This is a genomic window from Streptomyces sp. NPDC098781, from assembly GCF_044759995.1.
In the GTDB taxonomy this organism is placed as follows: domain Bacteria; phylum Actinomycetota; class Actinomycetes; order Streptomycetales; family Streptomycetaceae; genus Streptomyces.
Window position 1 is genome coordinate 37990 of sequence record NZ_JBIWAK010000007.1, and the last position, 22671, is coordinate 60660.

The window sequence follows — 22671 nt, forward strand, 5'->3', positions numbered from 1 at the left end:
CTCATGATCTCCATCGATCTCAACGCCGACCTCGGCGAGGGCTTCGGCCGCTGGCAGCTCACCGACGACGAACGGCTGCTGTCGGTCGTCACCAGCGCCAACGTGGCATGCGGCTTCCACGCCGGGGACGCGGCCACCATGCGACGGGTGTGCGCGCGGGCGGCCGAGCGCGGGGTACGGATCGGCGCCCAGGTCTCCTACCGGGACCTGGCCGGATTCGGGCGGCGCGCGATGGACGTGCCGCCCGCCGAGCTGGCGGCCGAAGTGGCCTACCAGATCGGCGCCCTGGAGGTGTTCGCGCGAGCGGCGGGCACGCGCGTGTCCTACGTCAAACCGCACGGCGCGCTCTACAACCGCGTCGTGCACGACGAGGAGCAGGCCGGTGCGGTCGTGGACGGCGTGCTCCTGGCCGACGCCACGCTCCCCGTGCTCGGCCTGCCCGGCTCCCGGCTGCTGGAAGTCGCCGCCAAGGCCGGGCTGCCGGCCGTCACGGAGGCGTTCGCGGACCGCGCGTACACCGACCGGGGCACACTCGTGCCGCGCGGCCAGGACGGCGCGGTGGTCACCGACCCCGAGGCCGTCGTGGAGCGTTCGGTGGGCCTCGCCCGCTCGGGCGCGGTCACCTCCCACTCCGGGGCTCGGATCGAGGTACGCGCGCGTTCCCTGTGCCTGCACGGGGACACACCCGGGGCGGTCGAGCTGGCCCGCCGGGTGCGGGCGCGGCTGGAGGAGTCGGGTGTCCGGGTGGAGGCCTTCGTATGAGGGCGCTGCCCGTCGGCGACCACGCCCTGCTCGTCGAGGTGGCCTCGGGCGAGGAGGCCCAGGCGCTGCACACGGAACTGCTGCGGCGGCGCGCCGAGGGCTCGCTGTCGGTCCGGGAGATCGTCCCCGCGGCCCGGACCGTCCTGCTCGACGGGCTCACCGACCCGGCCCGCCTCGCCTCCGAACTGACCCACGCCGAAGTGCCGCCGGCGCCCGCACGCGCGCGTGACGTCGTCGAACTCCCCGTGCACTACGACGGCCCGGACCTGGCCGACGTCGCCGCGCACTGGGGCGTGTCCAGCCAGGAGGTGGCCCAGATCCACGCGGGCACCGAATTCAGCGTCGCCTTCTGCGGCTTCGCCCCCGGATTCGGCTATCTCACCGGCCTCCCCGAGCGCTACGACGTCCCTCGCCGGGCCACGCCGCGCACGGCCGTCCCCGCGGGCGCGGTGGCTCTGGCGGGCCCGTACACGGGCGTGTACCCGCGTTCGTCACCGGGCGGCTGGCAGCTGATCGGCACCACGGACGCCGTGCTGTGGGACCACACACGGGTACCGGCCGCGCTGCTGTCACCGGGCACGCGCGTGCGGTTCGTTCCGGTGGGGAGCTCATGAGCGGCCTCGTGTGCTTCGTTCCGGACCCCGTGCGCCTCGTTCCGAAGGGGACCTCATGACCGGCCCCGTGTGCTTCGTTCCGGACCCCGTGCGACTCCTTCCGAACCTCGTGCGATCCCTTCCGGACCCCGTGCGCCTCGTTCCGAAGGGGACCTCATGACCGCCCCCGTTCCCTCCGTAGGCTCCGTGCGCCCCTTGAACCCCTTCCCGGCGAGGCCCTCATGACCGACCGCGCCCTCTCCGTCGTACGCGCGGGTCCACTGACCACCGTCCAGGACCTCGGCCGCCCCGGACACGCCCACCTCGGCGTGCCCCGCTCAGGCGCGCTCGACGGGCCCGCCGCCGCCCTGGTCAACCGCATGACCGGCAACGCTCCCGAGGCCGCGGTGCTGGAGACGACGCTGGGCGGCTGCGCGGTGCGGCCCCGTTCGGCGGTCACCGTGGCGGTCGGCGGCGCGCCCTGCCGGGTCACGGTGGACGGACGCCCGGTGGCGTGGGGCGCCCCGGTGCACGTGCCCGAGGGTGCGCTCCTGGAGGTGGGCGCGGCCGTGTCGGGCGTACGGAGCTATGTGGGCGTCTCCGGCGGCATCGCCGTGGAGCCGGTCCTCGGCAGCCGTTCCACCGACCTGCTGTCGGGCCTGGGCCCACCGCCCCTCACGGACGGCACGGTGCTGCCCCTGGGGCGACCGACGTGGCTGCACGCGCGCGTGGACGTCGCCCCGCAGCCGGCGGCTCCCGCCGAACTGGTGCTGCGTGTGACGCTCGGCCCGCGCGACGACTGGTTCACGCCGGAGGCCATGCGTGTCCTCACCTCCCGCGTGTACCGCGTCTCCCCCGCGAGCAACCGCATCGGGCTGCGCACCGAGGGCCCCGCGCTGGAACGGGCGCTCACCCGCGAACTCCCCAGCGAGGGCGTGGTCCTGGGCGCGGTCCAGGTGCCGCCCGACGGCCGGCCGGTCGTGTTCCTCGCCGACCACCCGACGACGGGCGGCTACCCCGTGATCGCCGTCGTCCGCACGGCCGACCTCGCGGCTGCCGCACAGGCGGCACCGGGCACCCCGGTCCGCTTCGTGGCCGTCCGTCGCCGCTGAGCCCCGCCGCACCGCGGGCCACGCGCCCCCGGCCGAGGCCGGCCCTCACTCCCCCAATGTCCTACGCGGCCTCCGGTTCGGGCTGGTGCTCCGAGACCGTGCGCTGGCCGGGCAGCGACAGCCCGTCCGGCAGGGACAGCTGACCCGGCATCGACAGCCCGTCCGGCAGCGTCAGTTGCGCCGCCAGGGACCGGTGCTCCGGCGCCGCACGGTGCTCGGCCGCCGGCCGGTGTTCGGGCAACGGCATCGGCTCCGGCACCGCCAGCGAGGCCAGCGCGAGGGACACCGCGTGTGCCGCGCGCAGGTCGAGCCGCCCGCAGGTGCCCCGCGCGCGGTGCCGCATCTCGGTGGCAGCGAGGCGCACCAGCTGGGGCAGCAGGTCGTTGCACCGCCGGATCACCCAGGCGGTACCTGCGGTGGCCAGCCACAGCATGCTCGCCGACTTGGTGGGCGGCGGGAACTCCGGCTCGGGCGAGGGCGGGGCGCCTGTCGCGAGGCCCCGGTCCGCCAGCATCGCGTGGAAGCGCAGGGCGATCTGCCGGTGCCCGCGCTCCCCCGGGTGCAGCCGGTCCGAGCTCCACATCGCGCGGTCGCTGATCCAGTCGTCGTCGACGGCGTGCAGATGCGTCGCCCCGTACCGCTCGGACAGGGTGTGGACCACCGTGTTGACCGCACGCTGCCGCCGGGCCAGCGGGTTGCCGAGGACGGTCGGCAGCCCGAGCATCGTGCCCGGGTCCGGCAGACAGGCGGTGAGCAGCGCGGTGCCCTGCCGGGAGAAGGACGCGAAGACCCTGTCGAGGCGTTCGGCGATCTTCTCGATGTCGTAGGTGCCGCGCAGCGTGTCGTTGACGCCCACGAGGACGGAGGCGACGTGCGGCCGCAGCGACAGCGCCGCGGGCAGCTGCCTCTCCAGCACATCGCGCGTCTGTGCCCCGCTCACCGCGAGGTTGGTGAACTCGGCGCCCGGCTCGGCCAGTCCGCCGGCGAGCAGCGCGGCCCAGCCACGCCACGCGTTGCCCACGCGATCGCCCACACCCTCGGTCAGCGAGTCCCCGAGGGCGACAAAACGGAGCGGTCTCATGCCGCGCCCTCCGCACGCATGAAGGGACGCGCCGGCAGCGCCGCGTCGTGGGCGGTGAGGAAGGCGTCCACCGCTGTGCCCCACCCGTAGCACTCCGCACGCGCGCGTGCGGTCTCACGGCGCTCGCGCTCCGGACGGTCGAGGATCATCTCCACGGCGTCCGCGAAGGCGTCCCCGTTGTCCGCGGCGGTGGCCCCGGCCGATCCGATCACCTCCGGCAGCGCGGAGGAAGCGCTCGCCACCACGGGCGTGCCACAGGCCATGGCCTCCAGCGCGGCGAGCCCGAAGGTCTCGGCGGGCCCGGGGGCCAGGGCCACGTCGGCGGAGGCCTGGAGCGCACCGAGCAGGCTGCGGTCGGCGACGTGCCCGAGGAAGGTCACCGGAAGATCCCGCTCCTGTGCCCGCTTCTCCAGCCCCGCGCGCAGCGGACCGTTCCCGGCGACCACGAGCACGGCGCGCACTCCACGCCGGCGCAGGGACTCCAGGGCGTCCAGCGCGGTGCCGGGCCGCTTCTCCACGGAGAGCCGGGAGCACATCACCAGCAGCGTCTCGTCCGCACGCGCGTGGGTGGCACGCAGGGCGGCGTCGCGCATGGTGGGACGCCGGTTCATCAGGTCGACGCCGAGCGGAGCCCGTACGACGTTGCGGACCCCGATCCGCACGAACTCGCGCTCGGCGAACTCCGTGGTGCACACGACCTTCGAGTAGGTGTGGGCGGTACGGAGGTTGATGGCGTCGGCGGCACGCCGGGACAGGTTCTCCGACAGTCCCCAGGTCCGCAGGACGCCGTCGGCGGTCTCGTGGGAGACCATCACGGCGGGGATCCGGTTGCGGCGGGCCCACTTGCCGGTCCACCGCAGGGTGGTGCGGTCGGAGACCTCCAGGCGGTCGGGGCCGAGGTGCTCCAGCAGGTTCTGCACCCGCCGCTTGTCGATGAGCACGCGGTAGCCACCGGTGCCGGGCAGCATCGGGCCGGGCAGGGTGATCACTCGGCCCTGCTCGGTCTCGCAGTCGCTGTACCGCTCACCGGGCACGATCAGGACCGGGTCGTGGCCCGCCAGCTTGAAGCCCTTGCCCAGCTCGCGCAGCGCCGTGCGCAGCCCACCGGAGGCGGGCGCCACGAAGTTGGCGAGCCGGACGATACGCAGACCGGTCATGCCGCCACCACCGTCCGGCGCGCGGCGACGACGTCCTTGTAGTGCCCGATCAGCTGGTCGCCGATGGCCGCCCAGGTGCGGCCCGCGACCTTGGCGAGTCCGGCGGCCCCGTACTCGGCACGCAGCGCCGGGTCGGCGACCAGGGACTGCACCGCGTCCCGTACGGCGTCGGCGTCGCGCGGCGGCACCAGCAGGCCGGTGCGGCCGTGGTCGACCAGGTCGAGCGGACCGCCGGCGGCGGGGGCGACGACCGGCACACCGCTGGCCATGGCCTCCTGCACGGTCTGGCAGAAGGTCTCGAACGGGCCGGTGTGGGCGAAGACGTCGAACGAGGCGAAGATCCGGGCGAGGTCGTCCCCGCCGCGCCGGCCCAGGAAGACCGCGCCGGGCAGCGCCTCGGCGAGCGCGGGCTGGCTCGGCCCGTCGCCGACGATGACGACCTTGACGCCCGCCAGCCGGCAGACGCCGGAGAGCAGCTCGATGTGCTTCTCCGGGGCGAGCCGCCCGACGTAGCCGACGATGACCTCGCCGTTCGGGGCGAGTTCGCGGCGCAGCTTCTCGTCCCGCAGTTCGGGGCGGAAGCGGGATGTTTCCACGCCGCGCGCCCACAGCTTGAGCCGGGGAACCCCGTGGGTCTCCAGATCGTTCATGGAAGCGCTGGACGGGACGAGGGTGAGGTCGGCGGCGGAGTGGACGGACCGTATGCGCCGCCAGGCGGCTGCCTCGCCGGCGCCCATGTAGGTGCGGGCGTATCCGGCCAGGTCGGTCTGGTAGACGGCCACGGCGGGGATGCCGAACTTGGCGGCGGCGGCCATGCCGCGCACGCCGAGGACGAAGGGGCTGGCCAGGTGCACGACGTCCGGGCGGTGCTGGACCATCGCTGCGGCGAGGCGCCGGCTGGGGAGGGCGACGCGGACCTGGGGATAGCCCGGGAGCGGGAGGGAGGGGACGTGGACGACCGGGCACGGCGCCGCGAGGGCGGCGAGCTTGTTCCCGGGCGCGGGGGCGGGTGCGACGACGAGGGGAGCGTGACCGCGATCGACGAGGTGTCGGGCGGTCTGGAGCGCGCAGTGGGCCACGCCGTTCACATCGGGGGGAAAGGATTCGGTCACGATGACGACACGCATACCGGTGTTGTCGCCGTGCTGGACGTGGCCGCGTCAAAGTGGATCTTTCTGAACGACAAACGTCCCATGAGCGTTCCGCTGCGCACCCGAGCGGGTCAGGCCACGTCCATGCGCGCCTGACCCGCTGGTCACCGCGTGTTCACCCGGCGGGCGGATCTCCCCGATGTTCACAGCGTGAACACATCTGACGCCGGGTGATCAGCCGGCGCTCGAGTCCGGTCCGATCCGGCTGCGTACGGCCGTCTGGACCTCGGCCTCCTCGGCCGGATCGGCGGCGAGCCGGCGCAGTCGCTCCACGACGCGGGTGTCACCGGTCTCGGCGTGCCGGGCGGCGATCTCGCGGGTGGTCTCCTCGCAGTCCCAGAGGCACTCGACGGCGAATCCGGACGCGAAGGAGGGGTCGGTGGCCGCGAGGGCGCGGGCGGTGCGTCCGCGCAGATGGGAGGAGGCGGTCTCGCGGTAGACGTGGCGCAGCACGGGGGCCGCGCAGGCGATGCCGAGCCGCCCGGTGCCGTCCACGAGGGTCCACAGGGTCGGCGCGTCGGGGCCTTCGCCGCGCACCGCCTCCCGTAGCGCGGCCAGCACCAGGTCCTTGTCCTCGGCTCCGCCCCGGCAGGCCAGCATGCGTCCGGCGGCGGCGCCCAGCGGGTCGGGCCGCCGGGCCCAGCCACGCGCGCGATCGACGGCGGCGACACTGCGCATACGTTCGAACGCGTCGACCGCGGCCTCCACGACGGTCACCGAGCCGGTGACCACCGCGACCTCGACCAGGTCGAGGGCCTGAGGATCGTTGCTGTCGGCGAGGTAGCGCAGGGCCGTACAGCGGGCTCCGTCGGTGCCGTCCTCGGCGGCGGCGACGATCTCGGGCCGGTCCTCGGGTCCCGCGACGGCCATGAGGCACCGCGCGGCCGGCACATGGAGCGCGACACCGCGTTCGATGCCCTCCTGGGCCCATTCGAAGACGGCCCGCACGCTCCACCCCGGACGGGGCCCGGTAGGTCGCATCTGGCGTTGCCAGCGGTCGAAACAGCCCGCTTCCTGAGCGGCACGCACGCGCGTGGCGATCGATTCGCGCGGATCGTCGGCCCACAGCCGCCACGGCCGTGGCTCAAAAGCATCGCGTACGGCGACGGCCAGCTCGGCCTCGCCCTCGGGATCGGCCGGGAATCGGGCCAGTACGGGCGCGGCCAGGGCGCGCAACCCGCTGTCGTCGTCCCTGAGCGCCAGTTCGTCCAGCGCCCAGGCCCAGTTCGAGCCCGAGGCGGCGTACCTGCGCAGCAGGGCGAGCGCGTCCCGCCTGCCGTAGGAGGCGAGGTGGCCGAGGACGGCTAGGGACAGCCCGGTGCGTGACTCGTCGGTGTCGAGGGCGTCCTCGACGTCGAAGAGGTGGGCCTCGATCTCGTCCAGCTCGCCGTTCAGATCGAGGTAGAGACGGGCGTAGTACAGGGAGCGGTTCTCCACCTGCCAGTCGTGGCGGGGGTCCCGCAGTACACAGTGGTTCAGAGCCGCGAGCGCCTCGGCGCGCGGGGCGGTGAGCGCGTGCAGTGTTCCGTCGCCACGGCCCCGCTGGAGCAGGCCGAGCAGCGTACCGCTGGGCGCTATGACCGGTTCGAACATGGGAAACAGCCTCACATCAAGCGTCGACGCAACCGGGGTTCTTGCTTCACCTGGCCGCGTGACAACACGTCGGGGCGCCCGCCGTTTCCTGCTTGCTGTAGACCATCTTCCTCTGCCTCTCGTCGGTGGCCCATGCGGACCGATCACGGCCCGCGCGGTGCGGCAACACCTGCCCGGCCATCGCGTCCGTGAATCACGACGTCATGATGACTCGGCACTTCCGTCTGCCGCGACCGAAATTTCGGCGGCCCTGTACCGCCTCCCCCGTTTTCTGTGTTCTCGCTGGTCAGAGCATTCGGCTCAGTGCGCGCCGAACAGTTCGAGCAATTCTGTCTTGCCGAACATCCGGGCCGTGTCGACGGCCGAGGGGGTGCCCGCGGCCGGATCGGCGCCGCCTTCCAGAAGGGCCTTGATCACGTCCGTCTCGCCCTTGAAGACCGCACCGGCGAGTGGCGTCTGGCCTCGGTCGTTGACACGGTCCGCCTCGGCGCCCCGGGCGAGCAGGGCGCGCACCGCCTCGGAGTGGCCGTGATAGGCGGCGAGCATCACGAGGGAGTCGCCGCGGTCGTTGGTGAGGTTGGCCGGAACGCCCGCGTCGACGTACGCCACGAGCGCCTCGGTCTGCCCCTGCCGGGCCAGATCGAAGATCTTGGTCGCCAGCTCCACGACCTCGGGGTCGGGGGCTTCGCTCATCGGCCGGACCGCCTCTCACTTACGAACGGGGACTGCGGGGAACCGCGGGGCAAGGGTACGGCCGGCGAGCGGCGTCGGCCGTACGGGTGATTCGCCAGGGTACTGGCTCGCGCGGCACATGACCCGGTGCGTCCGAGGCAAAGATCATCGCAGACACGACCGGAGGCGACACCCAAGCTCATCCGGTCAAGGACACTCCGCCACCCGAGGGAAATTCGCCGGTTTTCACTCAGTTGCACCTTTTATCGTATGGATACATCCTGTGAGCCTGGAAGTACTCATGGTGACTGTCCCCCCAAACCAGGAGCACTCAGATGATCCTCTCCATCTCCGGCGTCGTTCTGCTCGGCATCGTCGTCTTCATCTTCTTCCGCAAGGACGGGCTGAAGGCGTCGCACGCCCTGATCTCGGCTCTGTTCGGCTTCTACCTGGCGAGCACGGCCATCGCCCCGAGTATCAAGGCCGGCGGCGAGAGTCTCGCGAGCCTCCTGGGCGGCATCCAGTTCTGACGCCGTCCCACCCGCCCGTACGCACCTGTAGGAGACAGCAGTGGCCCGCCGCCCCCTCCCCCGCATCCTGAGCACAGGCAGCGCGCAGATCACCCGGAGCCGGGAATTGGCCCGGGCGCAGATCGCCCGAAGCCGGGAGCTGGCCCGGACGGCCGGCGACAGCGCCTCTGATGTCCTCCATCCACTGATCACGATCACCCGTGGTCTGCGCCGGCTGGCCTCGGCCGGGCGGCGCAGATGGGCCGAGACCCCCAAGGACAAGCGCGGACCGCTGCTGTTCCTGGTCGCCTCGATGATCCTGGTCGTGGCACTCGTTCCGTACGGACCGCTGCTCGCCGTCATCACCCTGATGGCGGCGGCAGCCTGGCAGGGCCGGGACCGCAAGCCGGCCACGCCCGAGGGACCCGACGAGTCCCAGCAGGAGCGGCTGAGGGCGCTGTACGAGGCGCTGGTGCCGTACTTCTCCACGGCCGACGACCCGGAGCCGCTGTACACCCACGGCGGCGAGTGGGAGAAGGCCTTCCCGGAGTACGAGTTCGACGGCACCGGACGCGTCAGCGGTCTGCTCGTCCGCTACCCGGCCTACTTCACCGACGGGGAGGCACCGGCCCGCGCGCGGATCGAGCACCTGCTGACCACCAAGTCGGGCCGCGGCCGGGAGTACCACTTCGACTGGGACGAGGAGGGCAACGAGCTCACCGTCACCGTCCTCGCCCCGCTGCCCACCGACATCGCCGCCCAGCCCTTCGTCACGGCCCCCGGCGAGACGGTCCTCGGCTTCACCGACCCCAGCCGCACCCAGCGCACGCTCCCCCTCACCCACGGCGAGGAGCGCCGCGACGTACCGCCGGTGGTCTGGCGCACCGGCATCCGCTCGACCGAGCCGCACCTGCTGGTCGTGGGCCAGCCGGGCAGCGGCACCTCGACCCTGCTGCGTTCCGTCGCGTTGCAGGCCCTGCGCCACGGCGACGTCGTCATCGTGGAGGGCGGCAGCACCGGCGAGTACGCCTGTCTGACCGGCCGTGACGGCGTCCTGGCCGTCGAGTGCGGGCTGGCCGGGGCGCTGGCCAGCATGGAGTGGGCGGCGACGGAGACGGAACGGCGGTTGATCGCCGTCAACCGCGCCCGTCAGGCGGGCAACCCGCCGCCGGACGACACCAAGCGGCCCCTGTGGCTGCTGCTGGACCGCCCGACCGCGTTCACCCACCTCGCCGCCGCGGACGACCGCAAGGACCCGCAGTCCCTGCTCCAGGTCCCCCTCCGGCACGGCCGCGCGGCGAACGTCACGGTGGTCGTGGCCGAGCAGTGGGACGCCCTGGACGCCCTGTCCGACGCGGTACGACAGCACACACGCGCGCGTGTCGTGCTCGGCCCGGCGACGGCCCGGCAACTGGAAACGGTCCTCGGCGCTCCCCCGCACACCACGCCGGTGGCGGACATCCCGCCCGGCCGTGGCTACGCCCGCCTCGGCAGCGGCCCCGTGCACCGCCTCCAGGTCCCGGCGACCCCGGACCCGTACGACGACGCGACCAGCGACGCGCACCGGCAGGCCGTACTGGAGCTGCTGCCGGAGCGGACCACGCCGGTGGAGGCGCAGGCGCCGGCCAGGCTGGAGAAGCCGCAGGAGGAACCGGAGCCGGTGCCCGCGGAGGCCGTGGTGGCGGAGACGTCGTAGCGGGCCGCGCGGCTCACGCCACGAACGGACGCACCGCGTCGCTCCCGCCACTGACCCCGCTCTCCACCAGCCGAGCCGCCGCGGCCAACCGCACCGCGGCCTCCTCCGCCACCGCGCCCCCCACGGTGAACGGCAGCCGCACATACCCCTCGAACGCCCCGTCCACCCCGAACCGGGGCCCTGACGGCACCCGGACGCCGACCCGCTCGCCCGCCTCCGCGAGCCGCGACCCCGACAGGCCACCGGTGCGCACCCACAGGGTGAGCCCGCCGTGCGGCACCTCGAACTCCCAGCCGGGCAGCTCCCGCCGCACCGCCGCCACGAGCGCGTCCCGGTTCTCCCGGGCCTGTCCGCGCCGCACCTCCACGGCCTGCTCCCAACCACCGGTGCCGAACAGCCAGTTCACCGCCAGCTGCTCCAGCACGGGCGTGCCCAGATCGGCGTACGCGCGCGCGGACACGAGGCTGCGGATGACGTCCGGAGCCGCCCGCACCCAGCCGATCCGCATGCCCGCCCAGAAGGCCTTGCTGGCCGATCCGACGGTGATGACGGTCGACCCTGCGGGGTCGAAGGCGCACACCGGACGCGGCATGTCGAGGTCCGGATCGAGCCACAGCTCGCTCATCGTCTCGTCGGCGACCAGCACGGTCCCGGCCGACCGGGCGGCGTCCACCAGCCGCCGCCGCTGGTCGTCGTCGGCCAGCGCGCCGGTGGGGTTGTGGAAGTCGGCGACGACGTACGCGAGCCGCGGCGCCGCCTCCCGCAGCACCTGCCGCCACCGGTCCATGTCCCAGCCGGCCAGCCCCGCGGCCATGGCGACCGGCACCAGCCGGGCGCCCGCCTCGCGCATCAGCTGAAGGATGTTGGCGTAGGACGGCGACTCGACCGCGATCCGCTCACCGCGCCCGGCGAAGAGATGACAGATCGCGTCGATGGCACCCATCGCGCCGGTCGTCACCATGATCTGCTCGGGCATGGTCGGGATCCCGCGCGCGGTGTACCGGTCGGCGATCATCGACCGCAGCGCCGGCAGCCCGGCCGGATAGTCACCGTGGGTGTGGGCGTACGGCGGCAGTTCCTCCAGGGCGCCCTGCACGGCACGGGTGAGCCAGGGCTCGGGCGCGGGCAGCGCCGCGCAGCCCAGGTCGATCATCGAGCCGAGCGCCTCCGGCGGCAGCGGCTCCAGCCCGCGCGCGGGCAGCGGGTTCCCGGCGGGTACGGCCGTCCAGCTCCCGGCGCCGCGCCGCGACTCCAGGAACCCCTCGGCGCGCAGCGCCTCGTACGCCGCCGCCACCGTGGTACGGCTCACCGACAGCGCCAGGGCCAGCTCACGCTCGGCGGGCAGCCGCGCGGCCACCGGGACGCGGCCCTCCAGGACGAGCAGCCGGATACCGTCGGCGAGGGCCCGGTAGGCGGGCGGGCGCTTGCTGCCGGGCCCGGCCGGGCGGTCCTGCTGGGAGGTGAGGAGCCGGGCGAGCTGCGCGGCACCCACCGCCGAAGTCCACTGCGGCATGATTCCAGTCCACCTTCTCCGAATTGGCCATGGATGGCATGGCCTCCCAAGCCACAGGGTGTCATGGAGCAGGCCACTACGACCACAGGGGGCACTCCTTGTCCGCACAAGGGACCGGACAACGGCATCTGGTACGGCGGTTGTCACAGCTGTACGTCGGGCTCGCGCTCTACGGCGCGAGCTCGGCGCTGCTCGTCGAGGCGGGCCTGGGCCTGGAGCCCTGGAACGTGCTGCACCAGGGCCTGGCCGAACGCACCGGCCTGACGATCGGCGTGGTCTCGATCATCGTCGGCGCGGCGGTGCTGCTCCTGTGGATCCCGTTGCGCCAGCGCCCCGGCCTCGGCACGGTCTCCAACGTCTTCGTGGTCGGCATCGCGATGGACGGCACGCTCGCTCTGCTCCCCGAGGCGCACTCCCTGGCCGTACAGATCCCCCTCCTGCTGGCCGGCATCGTCCTCAACGGCGTGGCCACCGGCCTCTACATCGCCGCCCGATTCGGGCCGGGGCCCCGGGACGGTCTGATGACCGGCCTGCACCGGCGCACCGGCCGCTCGATCCGGCTGATGCGCACCGCCGTCGAGATCGCGGTGGTCGTGACCGGTTTCGCGCTCGGCGGCACGGTCGGTGTGGGCACCGTCCTGTACGCGGTGTCGATCGGCCCGCTCGCCCAGCTCTTCCTGCGCGTGTTCGCCGTCCCTCCGGCATCGGACGGCAGCACGGTCGTTGCCACCGGGCAACCCCGGGGAGCGATACTGCGTCCGTGAGCACCACGCGCATACGCCACCCTTACCTCGCCCACCCCGGCCCGATCCCGTTCGCCCACCGGGGCGGAGCGGCCGACGGCCTGGAGAACACCGCGCTTCAGTTCCGGCGGGCGGTCGACCTGGGCTACCGGTACATCGAGACCGACGTCCACACCACCCGCGACGGCAAGCTCGTCGCGTTCCACGACTCGACCCTGGACCGGGTGACGGACGGAGCGGGCCGGATCGCCGACCTGCCCTGGAACGACGTACGGCAGGCGCGCGTGGCCGGGCAGGAGCCGGTCCCGCTGTTCGAGGAGCTCCTGGAGACCTTCCCCGAGGTGCGCTGGAACGTCGACCTGAAGGCGGAGCCGACGCTCCACCCCTTCCTGGAGCTCATCGAGCGCACGAACGCCTGGGACCGCATCTGCGTCGGCTCCTTCTCCGAGGCGCGCGTCATCCGCGCCCAGCGCCTCGCCGGACCGCGCCTGGCGACCTCCTACGGCACCCGGGGTGTGCTCAATCTGCGGCTGCGCTCCTGGGGCGTGCCGGCCGCGCTGCGCCGTTCGGCCGTCGCCGCCCAGGTGCCCGAGACGCAGTCCGGCATCCAGTTGGTCGACCACCGCTTCGTACGGGCCGCCCACGCGCGCGGGCTCCAGGTGCACGTGTGGACCATCAACGATCCCGATGCGATGCACCGGCTCCTGGACCTGGGAGTCGATGGCATCATGACCGATCACATCGACACGTTGCGCAAGGTCATGGAGGACCGGGACGTCTGGGTCTGACCCGGTCCGGCTCCGCCCTCGCGCGGGATCACCAGGAAAGAAGCGAGGGCGCGGGGTGGGCACCGATACCGTGCGGGCGGACGCGGCCGACGAGGCGGCCGGCCGCCGCCGCGAGCAACGCGGCTGGTACTTCTACGACTGGGCGTGCTCCGTCTACTCGACGAGCGTGCTCACCGTGTTCCTCGGCCCGTATCTGACGTCGGTCGCCGAGGAGGCGGCGGACGCGGACGGGTTCGTCCACCCCTTGGGCATCCCGGTGCGCGCGGGCTCCTTCTTCGCGTACTCGGTGTCCCTGTCGGTGATCGTGGCCGTCCTGGTGATGCCTCTGGTGGGGGCCGCCGCCGACCGCACGGGCCGCAAGAAGCCGCTGCTCGCGGTCGCGGCATATCTGGGGGCCACGGCGACCATCGCCATGTTCTTCCTGGACGGCGACCGCTATCTGCTCGGCGGTCTGCTGCTGATCGTGGCGAACGCGGCCCAGTCGGTCGCGATGATGCTCTACAACTCCTACCTCCCGCAGATCGCCCCGCCCGAGGAGCGCGACGCGGTGTCCTCCAGGGGCTGGGCCTTCGGTTACGCCGCCGGCTCGCTGATGCTGATCGTGAACCTGGTCCTGTACCTGGCGCACGACTCCTTCGGCGTCTCCGAGAGCACCGCCGTCCGCATCTGTCTCGCCTCGGCCGGCCTGTGGTGGGGCGCGTTCGCGCTCATCCCGCTTCGACGGCTGCGCGACCGGCCGGCCACGACCGGCAGAACCGAGAAGACAACGGGCGCGATGGGCTTCCGCCAGCTCGCGGCGACGGTCCGCGACATGCGCCGCCACCCCCTGACGCTCGCCTTCCTGCTCGCCTACCTGATCTACAACGACGGCATCCAGACCGTGATCTCCCAGGCGTCGATCTACGGCTCCGAGGAACTGGGCCTCGGACAGTCCACCCTCATCGGCGCCGTGCTGCTGGTCCAGGTGCTCGCGGTGGCGGGGGCGCTGGCCATGGGCCGGCTGGCCCGCATCTACGGCGCGAAGCGGACGATCCTCGGCTCGCTCGTCGCCTGGACGGTGACGCTGGCCGCCGGGTACTTCCTGCCGGCCGGGGCGCCGGTGTGGTTCTTCGTGCTGGCGGGCGGCATCGGGCTGGTCCTGGGCGGCAGCCAGGCCCTGTCCCGCTCCCTGTTCTCGCATCTCGTCCCGCCGGGCAAGGAGGCCGAGTACTTCTCGGCGTACGAGATGAGCGACCGCGGCATGAGCTGGCTCGGCCCCCTGCTGTTCGGGCTCACCTACCAGCTGACGGGAAGCTACCGGGACGCGATCATCTCGCTCGTCGCCTTCTTCGTCATCGGGTTCGCCCTGCTCGCGCGGGTTCCGGTGCGCCGGGCCATCAGCGACGCGGGCAATCCGGTGCCGACGACGATTTAGCGTTCAGCGTGAAAGGGCGGTAGTGTACGCGTTTGGCCTGCCAGGCGTACCGTTACTGCGCGTCAAAGATGCCGAAACGCTGGGTTACATCTGCTAGCAGATGTGACAAACCGGGCGCCGGTGGGTACGACATTGGTCAGCAAGGCTGCGGCTACGACGGCGACGCACGACCCGGGACGTGACGCGGAACGGGAATCTTTACCGCCGACCGGACGTTGACCGGATGACGACGACAGCGACACCTGTCCTGTGGGCGACAAGCCCGGGAGGCACGATTCATGAGTGAGCGAGCTCTTCGCGGCACGCGCCTCGTGGTGACCAGCTACGAGACGGACCGCGGTATCGACCTGGCCCCGCGCCAGGCCGTGGAGTACGCATGCGAGAAGGGGCACCGCTTCGAGATGCCCTTCTCGGTCGAGGCGGAGATCCCGCCGGAGTGGGAGTGCAAGGTCTGCGGAGCCCAGGCACTCCTCGTGGACGGCGACGGCCCTGAGGAGAAGAAGGCCAAGCCCGCGCGTACGCATTGGGACATGTTGATGGAGCGGCGCACCCGCGAGGAACTCGAAGAGGTCCTCGAGGAGCGTCTCGCCGTACTGCGGTCCGGGGCGATGAACATCGCGGTTCACCCCCGGGACAGCCGTAAGTCCGCATAGTCCCTGAACGGCTTGGACGGTTCCACCAGGCAAGCAAAAAGCGAACAACCGCGGGCGCCGTACGTGATCTCTACGTACGGCGCCCGCGGTTTCGTGTGCTCAAATCCGGATCGGCGCCGGGCCGGCTCGGCACCGGCGCCCAAATCGCTCAGCCGGTCAGCGGCGGCCTCGGACCCTGCGGGGCGTCCCCGGGCTCGTCCCTGATGACCTCACCCTGCACGACCTTGCCGTCGGGGCGGTGAATGCGGGCCTGCTGAAAGGCATCGCCGAATGAACCAGGCGTCGCCTGGCGCAGCCGCTTGTCGAAGGCCCGCTCGGTGTACGCGCTCAGCGCCTTCTGGACCGGCGGGATCAGCAGGACCAACCCCAGCGCGTCCGAGACCAGGCCCGGCAGCATGATCAGCAGGCCGCCGAGCATCATCAGACCGTTGCCCCCGCCGCGCTCCGGGGTGCCGCCCCGTTGCAGCGCTTCGTTCAGCGCCTGGAAGGCGCGTCGCCCGGCCCGCTTGATGACCACCGAGCCCAGCACGAGACCGGCGATCAGCAGCAGGAACACCACGAGCCCGCTCGTCGCGTCCGCGACCACGGTCAGCAGCCAGATCTCCAGCACCAGCCACGCGGCGATGCCCAACGGCAGGAAGGTGCGCAGCCGGGAGCGCCGGGGCGGGGCGGGAGAGGTGGGGGTCGGTGCGCCAGTCGTCATGCGTCCAGTGTGCCTGGACCGTGCTCAGAGCGGGATAAGCGGACCACCCGGGCCCGCCTGCGCTCTCGTGGACCTACGCCTGCGAGCGCGGCTGTGAGGGCTTGCCGCGGCCCAGCAGCTTACCGACCCGCTCCTGCGCCCCCCAGGTGGTGACCCGCCACAGCGCCTCGACCAGGATGTCGCGGCTCATCTTCGAGTCCCCCAGCTCGCGTTCGACGAAGGTGATCGGCACCTCGACGACGTGATAGCCGGCCTTCACCGCGCGGCGGGCGAGGTCGACCTGGAAGCAGTAGCCCTGGGAGGCGACGTCGGCCAGGCCGAGGCCCTCCAGCGTCTCGCGGCGGAAGGCGCGGTAGCCACCGGTGATGTCACGCAGCGGGAGGTCCAGCGCGAGCCGGGAGTAGAGGCTGCCGCCGCGGGAGATGAACTCGCGGGACTTGGGCCAGTTCACCACCCGGCCGCCGGGCACCCAGCGGGAACCGAGGACCAGGTCGGCGCTCTTGAGGGCGGTCAGCAGCCGGGGCAGTTCCTCGGGCTGGTGGCTGCCGTCGGCGTCCATCTCGATCAGGACGCCGTAGTCGTGCTCGATGCCCCAGCGGAAGCCCGCGAGGTAGGCGGCGCCCAGGCCCTCCTTGCCCTTGCGGTGCAGGACCTGCACATGGTCGTCCTCGGCGGCCAGTTCGTCCGCGAGCTTGCCGGTGCCGTCGGGGCTGTTGTCGTCGGCCACCAGCACATGCGCCTCGGGGACCGCCTTGCGGACCCGGCCGACGATGCTCTTGATGTTCTCCGCCTCGTTGTAGGTCGGAATGATCACCAACGCCGTGCCGAGCGGCCCGAACCGCCTCCCGCGGTCCTGCACCCCGAGGGTCCCGTCGCCGTCGTTCACTGCTGCCCCTTCACTTCCGTACGCAGGCGTCCACCATAGTGGGCGCGGCCTGCGCTGACGTGACAGCACGTTCGTATGCCGGTGCCGATTGCACAAGAGCGGGGTGAGTGCGACTTCCGCGTGACCGGCTGCGGGGTGCGCTCCCGCTGCGGATGGGGGCCCGGCGCCCTTCGGGCCGACCTGGGACCCGCTGGCTGCGGGTCGACCGAAAGCCGTTGTCTACTGAGCGCCCGGCCCCATCCGGGTCACACCTCCCCGACCGGCCGGGAAGTTCCGTCGTCGCCGCGCGAGCGCTGAGCCTGGCTCCCAGTGACGGTGCCCCGGTGCGGCACACCATCCCTGACCCAGCGGCGTTGCGACGTGTTCCCGGAAGTTCCCCGGTTGCCCGGTCGGGCGTCCGGTGGTGGACTCGGCCGAACCTACCGGCCATCGGCCTCCGCCTGTCAACAGCCGTTTGACCTGCGGTTTTTCACCCCTTCCGCTGGTCGGCGCAGAGGATGCGCAGGTCGCGCGACGGGGCGGCGCGAAGTAATCGGGTTCGCGCCACCCCGGGAGATCACTCGCCCGGCCGTACGAAGACCGTTCGTCCGCCCACCACCGTGCGCAGGCAGACCGGCAGGTCACGGCCCGGGGTGAGATCGGGCAGGCCGGGGGTGCCGGAACGGGGGTCGGTGGACCAGCGCGCGACGCGGTCGTCGGGGGCCTGGACGACCAGTTCGTCGGTGCGCCACACGGCGTAGTCGGCGGGCGCGCCCGGTACCAGGACACCCGCGTCGTCGCGCCCGACGGCCCGCCAGCCGCCGCGGGTGTGCGCCGTGAAGGCGGCGCGGACCGAGACCCGGTGCTCGGGCGTGCGGTGGAACGCCGCCGCGCGGACCGTGCCCCAGGGATCGAGGGGTGTGACGGGGCTGTCGGAGCCGAAGGCGAGCGGGACGCCGGCGCGCAGCAGGGCCGCGAAGGGGTTGAGGGAACGGGCGCGTTCGGCGCCGAGGCGCCGGGCGTACATGCCGTCCGCACCGCCCCACAGCGCGTCGAACATGGGCTGCACGGAGGCCGTCAGGCCCAGCTCGGCGAAGGCCGCGACGGAGTCCGGGGTGAGCATCTCGGCGTGCTCGACGCGGTGTCGGGCGGCGCGGACCCGGGCGAGGCCGATCTTGTCGGCGGCGGCGCGCACGCCCTCCACGACGGCGGTCACGGCGGCGTCGCCGATCGCGTGGAAGCCCGCCTGGAGGCCGGCCTCGGTGCAGGCGGCGACATGGCCGGCGACGGCGGCCGCGTCCAGGTAGGCGGTGCCGGTGTGGGCGGCGTCGGCGTACGGCTGGTGCAGACAGGCGGTGTGCGAGCCGAGGGCGCCGTCGACGAAGAGGTCACCGGCCGCGCCGATCGCGCCCAGCTCACGCGCCTTGGCCACGCCCTCGTCGCCCTGCTCCGCCCAGTACCCGACGACCCGTGGCCCGGCCTCCTCGGTGGCGAGCCGGAGCAGGCCGGCGAAGTCGTCCTCGGAGGAGATCTCCGGCCCACCGCACTCGTGGACGGTGCCGATGCCGAGGGCGGCGGCGCGGGCGAGTGCGGCACGCTGGGCCTCGACACGCTGGGCCGGGGTGATGGAGGCCAGCGCGGTGGCGCGTACGGCGTGGTGGGCGTCGGCGACGAGCGGGGCGTCAGTGGCGCCCTGGTCGCCCGGCGTCATGTCCAGCAGGGCCGTGCTGACGACCGCCGAGTGGACGTCGATGCGGGAGAGGTAGAGGGGGCGTCCGCCGGTGGCGGCGTCGAGTTCGGCGCGGGTCGGCGGGCGGCCTCCGGGCCAGCGGGCGGCGTCCCAGCCGTGCCCGAGCAGGACGCGGTCGTCCGGCCGGGCGGCGGCGAAGTCCCGGACGAGGGCCAGGGCGGCCTCCAGGGAGGGGGCGTCGGACAGATCGAGGCCGGTCAGGGCGAGGCCCGTGGCCGTGGTGTGCACATGGGCGTCGGTGAACGCGGGGGTGACCAGCGCGCCGTCCAGATCGACCACCTCGTCCACACCGTCGGCGAAGGCGTCCGCGGCCCCCTCGGACCCGACCCAGGCGACCTGGCCGCGCTCCACGACCATCGCGGTGGCGAAGGGGTCGGCGGGGCTGTGGACTTCTCCTCGGCGCAGGAGGACGGTCTGCTGCTGGGCGGTGGGCTCACTCATGGGAACAGTCTCGCGCCTCGCCCCGCTCGCACCGGCCACGGGGCCACCCAGGGCCCGGCTGCGCGGGACCCGGCGTTTCAGATACGCGGCGGCCGGGCCTCGTACGGCGTCGACAGCACCACCGTCGTCCGGGTGGAGACCCCCGCCAGCGCCCGCACCCGTCCGAGCAGTTCCTCCAGTTCGTGCGGCGTGGCCACGCGGACCTTGAGGATGTAGTTCTCGTCGCCCGCGACGCTGTGGCAGGCCTCCAGCTCGGGCACGTCGGCCAGCCGGTCCGCGATGTCGTCCGGCGCGCTGGGGTCGAACGGTTTCACCGAGATGAACGCGGTCATGGGCAGCCCCACCGCCTCGGGGTCCACGACCGCGGCATAGCCGCGGATGACGCCACGCTGCTCCAGCCGCCGCACCCGCTGGTGCACGGCAGACGTGGACAGGCCGGTGGCCTTGCCCAGGTCGGTGTAGCTCATCCGCCCGTCCTTGACGAGCAGCTGCACGATTTGTCGGTCCAGCTCCTCCATGGCGCAAGAACCTACAGTGCGCCTGATCTCCTCGGATACCTGAGCGGCCCAGGTCATGCCCGGTTCGTGATGTGTCCGGCAGCCGGCTGTGCGCCGGCCGAGGGACAAACCGGCCGCGAGGGGCACCTGCGCGCGGCATGTGACGAAGGCCACAGGCCCCGAACAGGACCCGTGATGTTCCCGTGATTAACGCCGAGATCAGGCGGGAAGTGCTTGCTGTGGTCGAGGCCGCAGTGCCTTCACGGCCCAGCCCGAGGGGGAGAATCCCATGCAGAGTCTTAAGCGCCCTGGTCGTACTACGCCCAAGCGCCCGCAGCCGGTCGTCGAGCCCGCTCCGGAGGGTGTCGAACCCGACGCCCTGGAGGAGGACTACGAACTCGACGCGTACGACACCTACGAGATGTACCGGGTGATCTGCCCGGACTGCGCGCAGCCCATCGCCCTGCTGGCGGAGGAGGAGGTCCTCCCGGAGCACGCGCTGTGCGCCTCGCCGTGGAACCCGTTCGGCCTCACGGTCTGTGCCGGTACGGGCCGCAGGGCCGTCGACGCCCGCTCCGCGGACGAGTCGACGGAGCCCCAGGAGCAGGACACCGCCTTGCTGTTGACGCTCCCTCAGGGGCTCGACTGGCGGACTCAGCCCTTCTCGCACGTCGGTGGCCCGGGCTCGCGTCCCATCCGGGTGCCGGAGTTGCGCGCCCAGGCCGCCTGAGCCGCCTCGCTCAATCCCAGTAGCTGCCCTGCACCATGGCTCGCAGGCTGCCGTGGTGCAGGATCAGTGTGTCCGGGTCGGCCGGGACGGCGACTTCGCCGAAGTAGGCCTGGCGGTAGGCGATCCGCAGCATGACGACCCCGTGCCGCAGGGCGGCGTACAGCGTGTAGAAGTCCATGTCGCGCGGGGTGTGTCCGGTGAGGTCGGCGTAGCGGGCCTCGACCCGGTCGCGGCGCAGGAAGTCCGGCAGGCCGCGCTGTCCGAACGCGACCGTCAGGTCGTGGAAGAAGCGGTGCAGATAGACGGTCCAGCCGAGGTCGACCTCGCGCGGGGCCAGTGCCGCCATCTCCCAGTCCAGGACGGCCCTGGGGTCGAACCCGTCGTAGACGATGTTTCCGATGCGCGCGTCGCCCCAGTTGAGCACGGGTGTGCCCGGATCGCGGGGCCAGAGCTCCTCCAGGCGGTCGAAGGCGTCCTCGATCAGCGGTGAGCGGGCGAGTCCGTCAACCACCCATTCGTAGTAGGCGCGTTGGGTCGTGACGTGCCGCCTCAGTGCGTCGCCCTCGCCAGGAAGCGCGAGGAACCCCGCCTCCTCCAGCGGCACTTGGTCGTGCAGCCGAGCCAACAGCCCGACCGTCGAGGCCTCCAGCCGCTCGCGCTGCTCGTCGCTCGCCGCGTGCAGCCAGTTGCCCTCGTAGGTGTAGGGCATCACGTCCGGCGGCACCCTCCCCTCGACGCGCTCCATGACGAAGAAGGGCGCCCCGAGCGGGCCCGGGTCCTCCTCCAGCCACAGCACCTTCGGTACGGGCAGGTCGGACCGCTCGGCGACCAGGCGCATCGTCCGGTACTGGCGCGGCATGTCGTACACCGGGAACACGGTGTACGCCGCCGGGTCGGCCGCGAGCCGCAACGCGCAGGCGTGCGCGGGAGGTTGGGGGTGATCGATGTCGAAGAGCAGGGTCTCGCTGGAGAGGCCGTTCGACTCGGGGACCGTCACGCCGACCGCCCGCGCGCCGGGCAGCCGGGCGTCGAGCCAGGCGGTGAGGCGGCGGGTGAGCGCCTCGAGGTCACGGGTGGTGGTGCGTGGGCGGGGTGCTGTCGCTGCCATGTCCCGAACCTCCTACGGTGCGACCGACGTGAAGTCCGCGAAGCCGCTCGGGTCGTGCCGCCCGAACGTGCCGTGCTCGAAGATCCCGCGACCGATCCGCCCGTCGAGGCGGAAGCGTGCCGCGTGGTCGGTGACGCCGTACGCGGCCAGCGGGTGGGCCTGGTCGAGGTCGTAGGTGCGCCGGTCGGTCCAGCCGCGGCCGCGCCAGGTGCCGTGCTGCCAGTCGTCGGCGGGCGGGTAGCCGGCGCCGACGGCGAGCGGGGAGGAGGTGAGGATCTCCACCTCCAGCTCCCGGGGCTTGCGGACGTCGCCGAGGTGGATGAGGGCGCGCTCGGGGTGGCGGGTGCCGGGGCGGTAGGTGATCTCGGCCTGGGGCCAGCCGAGTTGGCGGTCTCGGTGGCCGGGGCGGACCAGCGTCGCCTCGTTCAGCGAGCGGTGGCCGTCCGCGTCCTCCTGGACGATCACCATCAGGAACCGGTCCTCGAAGCGGACCGGGCACCAGATCCAGTGGAAGCCCTCGGTCGGATGCTCCTCGGCGAGCCGTCCGCCCTCCTCCCCCGGTACGGGCCGCACACCCCAACTGCGGTCCCGGGTGCCGGTCCACTCCCCGGCGGTGACCCGGAACTCCTCCCCGGCCGCGCGGATCACGCCCGCCACCCTTCCGGCCTGCACGAAGCGGCGCCCTTCGAGGGTGAGCCGGTCGCCGCGGCGCTGGAGGTGATGGGGTTCCCACAGCGCCGGGAAGTCCGCGGTCCAGGTGAGGTCGTACGTCAGGGAGTCAGCCGTCCGGGCGTCGCCGTCGCACACCAGGCGCAGCCTTCGCAGCGGCTCCTCGACCTCGATCCGCAGCGGTCCGACGGCGAGCCGCATCCGGTCGTCGCCGAGCGCGTCGGAGGCCCGGACCGCGTGCAGGGTGTGCCCCACCCGAAGGGTCGCGTAGGCGTCGATCACCCCGAGGTTCGGGTAGACCCCGAGGCCGAGGATCAGCAGGGCGCGTCCGCGGTGGTCGAGGACGTGGAAGATGCAGCGGTCGTAGGCGTTCCGGTCGCCGGTGGCGACGTGTTTCATGGACAGGGGAACCTGGTGCACCGGGTACTCGTCGAGCGGTACCGGGCGGTCGTCGTCGGCCACGGCAAACCT

General features: G+C 72.7%; 21 protein-coding genes and 1 pseudogene. 10 read left to right on the forward strand and 12 right to left on the reverse strand.

The features are described 5' to 3' along the window. Window positions 1-3 precede the first annotated feature (3 nt). From ACIQWG_RS27155 to ACIQWG_RS27165, 3 genes are all read left to right on the forward strand, one after another. Window positions 4-762 (forward strand): LamB/YcsF family protein, encoded by a 759-nt coding sequence (locus tag ACIQWG_RS27155; RefSeq protein WP_404100442.1) that lies wholly within the window; start codon window positions 4-6, stop codon window positions 760-762. After that, window positions 759-1376, forward strand: coding sequence for a 5-oxoprolinase subunit PxpB (pxpB, locus tag ACIQWG_RS27160; protein ID WP_404100444.1), 618 nt, complete (start codon window positions 759-761; stop codon window positions 1374-1376). Before ACIQWG_RS27155 ends, pxpB begins: the two co-directional genes overlap by 4 nt. A 221-nt stretch (window positions 1377-1597) precedes the next feature. After that, the gene (locus ACIQWG_RS27165; protein WP_404100445.1) at window positions 1598-2467 is read left to right on the forward strand and encodes a biotin-dependent carboxyltransferase family protein; all 870 of its coding nucleotides are present in this window, start codon (window positions 1598-1600) and stop codon (window positions 2465-2467) included. 241 nt (window positions 2468-2708) lie between these two features. On the opposite strand, the pseudogene ACIQWG_RS27170 reads toward ACIQWG_RS27165, so the two are convergent. The 5 genes and pseudogenes from ACIQWG_RS27170 to ACIQWG_RS27190 form a co-directional block, all read right to left on the reverse strand. Then, a pseudogene (locus ACIQWG_RS27170) lies at window positions 2709-3548 on the reverse strand (SGNH/GDSL hydrolase family protein); the annotation flags it as partial. Then, window positions 3545-4705, reverse strand: coding sequence for a glycosyltransferase (locus tag ACIQWG_RS27175; protein ID WP_404100447.1), 1161 nt, complete (start codon window positions 4703-4705; stop codon window positions 3545-3547). The gene ACIQWG_RS27175 and the pseudogene ACIQWG_RS27170, both read right to left, overlap by 4 nt. Further along, on the reverse strand, window positions 4702-5832 hold the full coding sequence (locus ACIQWG_RS27180; RefSeq protein ID WP_404100449.1) for a glycosyltransferase family 4 protein: 1131 nt from the start codon (window positions 5830-5832) through the stop codon (window positions 4702-4704). The genes ACIQWG_RS27175 and ACIQWG_RS27180 overlap by 4 nt, the downstream gene beginning before the upstream one ends. 198 nt (window positions 5833-6030) lie before the next feature. Continuing rightward, on the reverse strand, window positions 6031-7449 hold the full coding sequence (locus tag ACIQWG_RS27185; protein WP_404100451.1) for a HEAT repeat domain-containing protein: 1419 nt from the start codon (window positions 7447-7449) through the stop codon (window positions 6031-6033). Between the two features lie 300 nt (window positions 7450-7749). Then, window positions 7750-8142, reverse strand: coding sequence for an ankyrin repeat domain-containing protein (locus ACIQWG_RS27190; protein ID WP_404100453.1), 393 nt, complete (start codon window positions 8140-8142; stop codon window positions 7750-7752). Between the two features lie 314 nt (window positions 8143-8456). Between ACIQWG_RS27190 and ACIQWG_RS27195 the strand changes: the two genes are divergently transcribed. Further along, window positions 8457-8651, forward strand: coding sequence for a hypothetical protein (locus ACIQWG_RS27195; protein ID WP_004002760.1), 195 nt, complete (start codon window positions 8457-8459; stop codon window positions 8649-8651). Between the two features lie 40 nt (window positions 8652-8691). After that, window positions 8692-10326, forward strand: coding sequence for an ABC transporter ATP-binding protein (locus tag ACIQWG_RS27200; RefSeq protein WP_404100456.1), 1635 nt, complete (start codon window positions 8692-8694; stop codon window positions 10324-10326). 13 nt (window positions 10327-10339) lie between these two features. On the opposite strand, the gene ACIQWG_RS27205 is transcribed toward ACIQWG_RS27200, so the two are convergent. Then, a complete protein-coding gene (locus ACIQWG_RS27205; RefSeq protein ID WP_404100458.1) occupies window positions 10340-11839 on the reverse strand; it encodes a PLP-dependent aminotransferase family protein in 1500 nt (499 codons plus the stop codon). Between the two features lie 29 nt (window positions 11840-11868). Here ACIQWG_RS27205 and ACIQWG_RS27210 point away from each other — a divergent pair, with 29 nt between their 5' ends. The 4 genes from ACIQWG_RS27210 to ACIQWG_RS27225 all read left to right on the forward strand — a co-directional run bounded on the left by ACIQWG_RS27210 (window position 11869) and on the right by ACIQWG_RS27225 (window position 15437). Then, a complete protein-coding gene (locus ACIQWG_RS27210) occupies window positions 11869-12603 on the forward strand; it encodes a YitT family protein (protein ID WP_404100460.1) in 735 nt (244 codons plus the stop codon). Further along, entirely contained in the window at window positions 12600-13370 is a 771-nt protein-coding gene (locus ACIQWG_RS27215; RefSeq protein WP_404100462.1) for a glycerophosphodiester phosphodiesterase, read from the forward strand. Before ACIQWG_RS27210 ends, ACIQWG_RS27215 begins: the two co-directional genes overlap by 4 nt. Window positions 13371-13425: 55 nt before the next feature. Further along, on the forward strand, window positions 13426-14784 hold the full coding sequence (locus ACIQWG_RS27220) for an MFS transporter (protein WP_404100464.1): 1359 nt from the start codon (window positions 13426-13428) through the stop codon (window positions 14782-14784). Window positions 14785-15062: 278 nt separating this feature from the next. Beyond that, window positions 15063-15437 (forward strand): RNA polymerase-binding protein RbpA, encoded by a 375-nt coding sequence (locus ACIQWG_RS27225; RefSeq protein WP_003977404.1) that lies wholly within the window; start codon window positions 15063-15065, stop codon window positions 15435-15437. Window positions 15438-15585: 148 nt separating this feature from the next. Here ACIQWG_RS27225 and fxsA read toward each other — a convergent pair whose 3' ends face one another. From fxsA to ACIQWG_RS27245, 4 genes are all read right to left on the reverse strand, one after another. Then, entirely contained in the window at window positions 15586-16140 is a 555-nt protein-coding gene (gene fxsA, locus ACIQWG_RS27230; protein WP_404100466.1) for an FxsA family membrane protein, read from the reverse strand. Between the two features lie 73 nt (window positions 16141-16213). Continuing rightward, window positions 16214-17026, reverse strand: coding sequence for a polyprenol monophosphomannose synthase (locus tag ACIQWG_RS27235; protein ID WP_404100468.1), 813 nt, complete (start codon window positions 17024-17026; stop codon window positions 16214-16216). 556 nt (window positions 17027-17582) lie between these two features. Further along, the gene (locus ACIQWG_RS27240; RefSeq protein ID WP_404100470.1) at window positions 17583-19196 is read right to left on the reverse strand and encodes an amidohydrolase; all 1614 of its coding nucleotides are present in this window, start codon (window positions 19194-19196) and stop codon (window positions 17583-17585) included. 77 nt (window positions 19197-19273) lie between these two features. Then, window positions 19274-19714: an Lrp/AsnC family transcriptional regulator gene (locus ACIQWG_RS27245; protein ID WP_404100472.1), complete on the reverse strand. Its 441-nt coding sequence runs from the start codon at window positions 19712-19714 to the stop codon at window positions 19274-19276. A gap of 268 nt (window positions 19715-19982) precedes the next feature. On the opposite strand from ACIQWG_RS27245, the gene ACIQWG_RS27250 reads away from it, so the two are divergent. Further along, entirely contained in the window at window positions 19983-20423 is a 441-nt protein-coding gene (locus ACIQWG_RS27250) for a hypothetical protein (protein WP_404100474.1), read from the forward strand. Between the two features lie 10 nt (window positions 20424-20433). On the opposite strand, the gene ACIQWG_RS27255 is transcribed toward ACIQWG_RS27250, so the two are convergent. Together ACIQWG_RS27255 and ACIQWG_RS27260 are read right to left on the reverse strand one after the other, a co-directional pair. Next, complete coding sequence (locus ACIQWG_RS27255; protein ID WP_404100476.1) at window positions 20434-21531, reverse strand: phosphotransferase family protein; 1098 nt, start codon at window positions 21529-21531, stop codon at window positions 20434-20436. Window positions 21532-21543: 12 nt separating this feature from the next. Continuing rightward, window positions 21544-22599, reverse strand: a complete 1056-nt coding sequence (locus ACIQWG_RS27260) for a hypothetical protein (RefSeq protein WP_404101136.1) — start codon at window positions 22597-22599, stop codon at window positions 21544-21546. Window positions 22600-22671 lie beyond the last annotated feature (72 nt).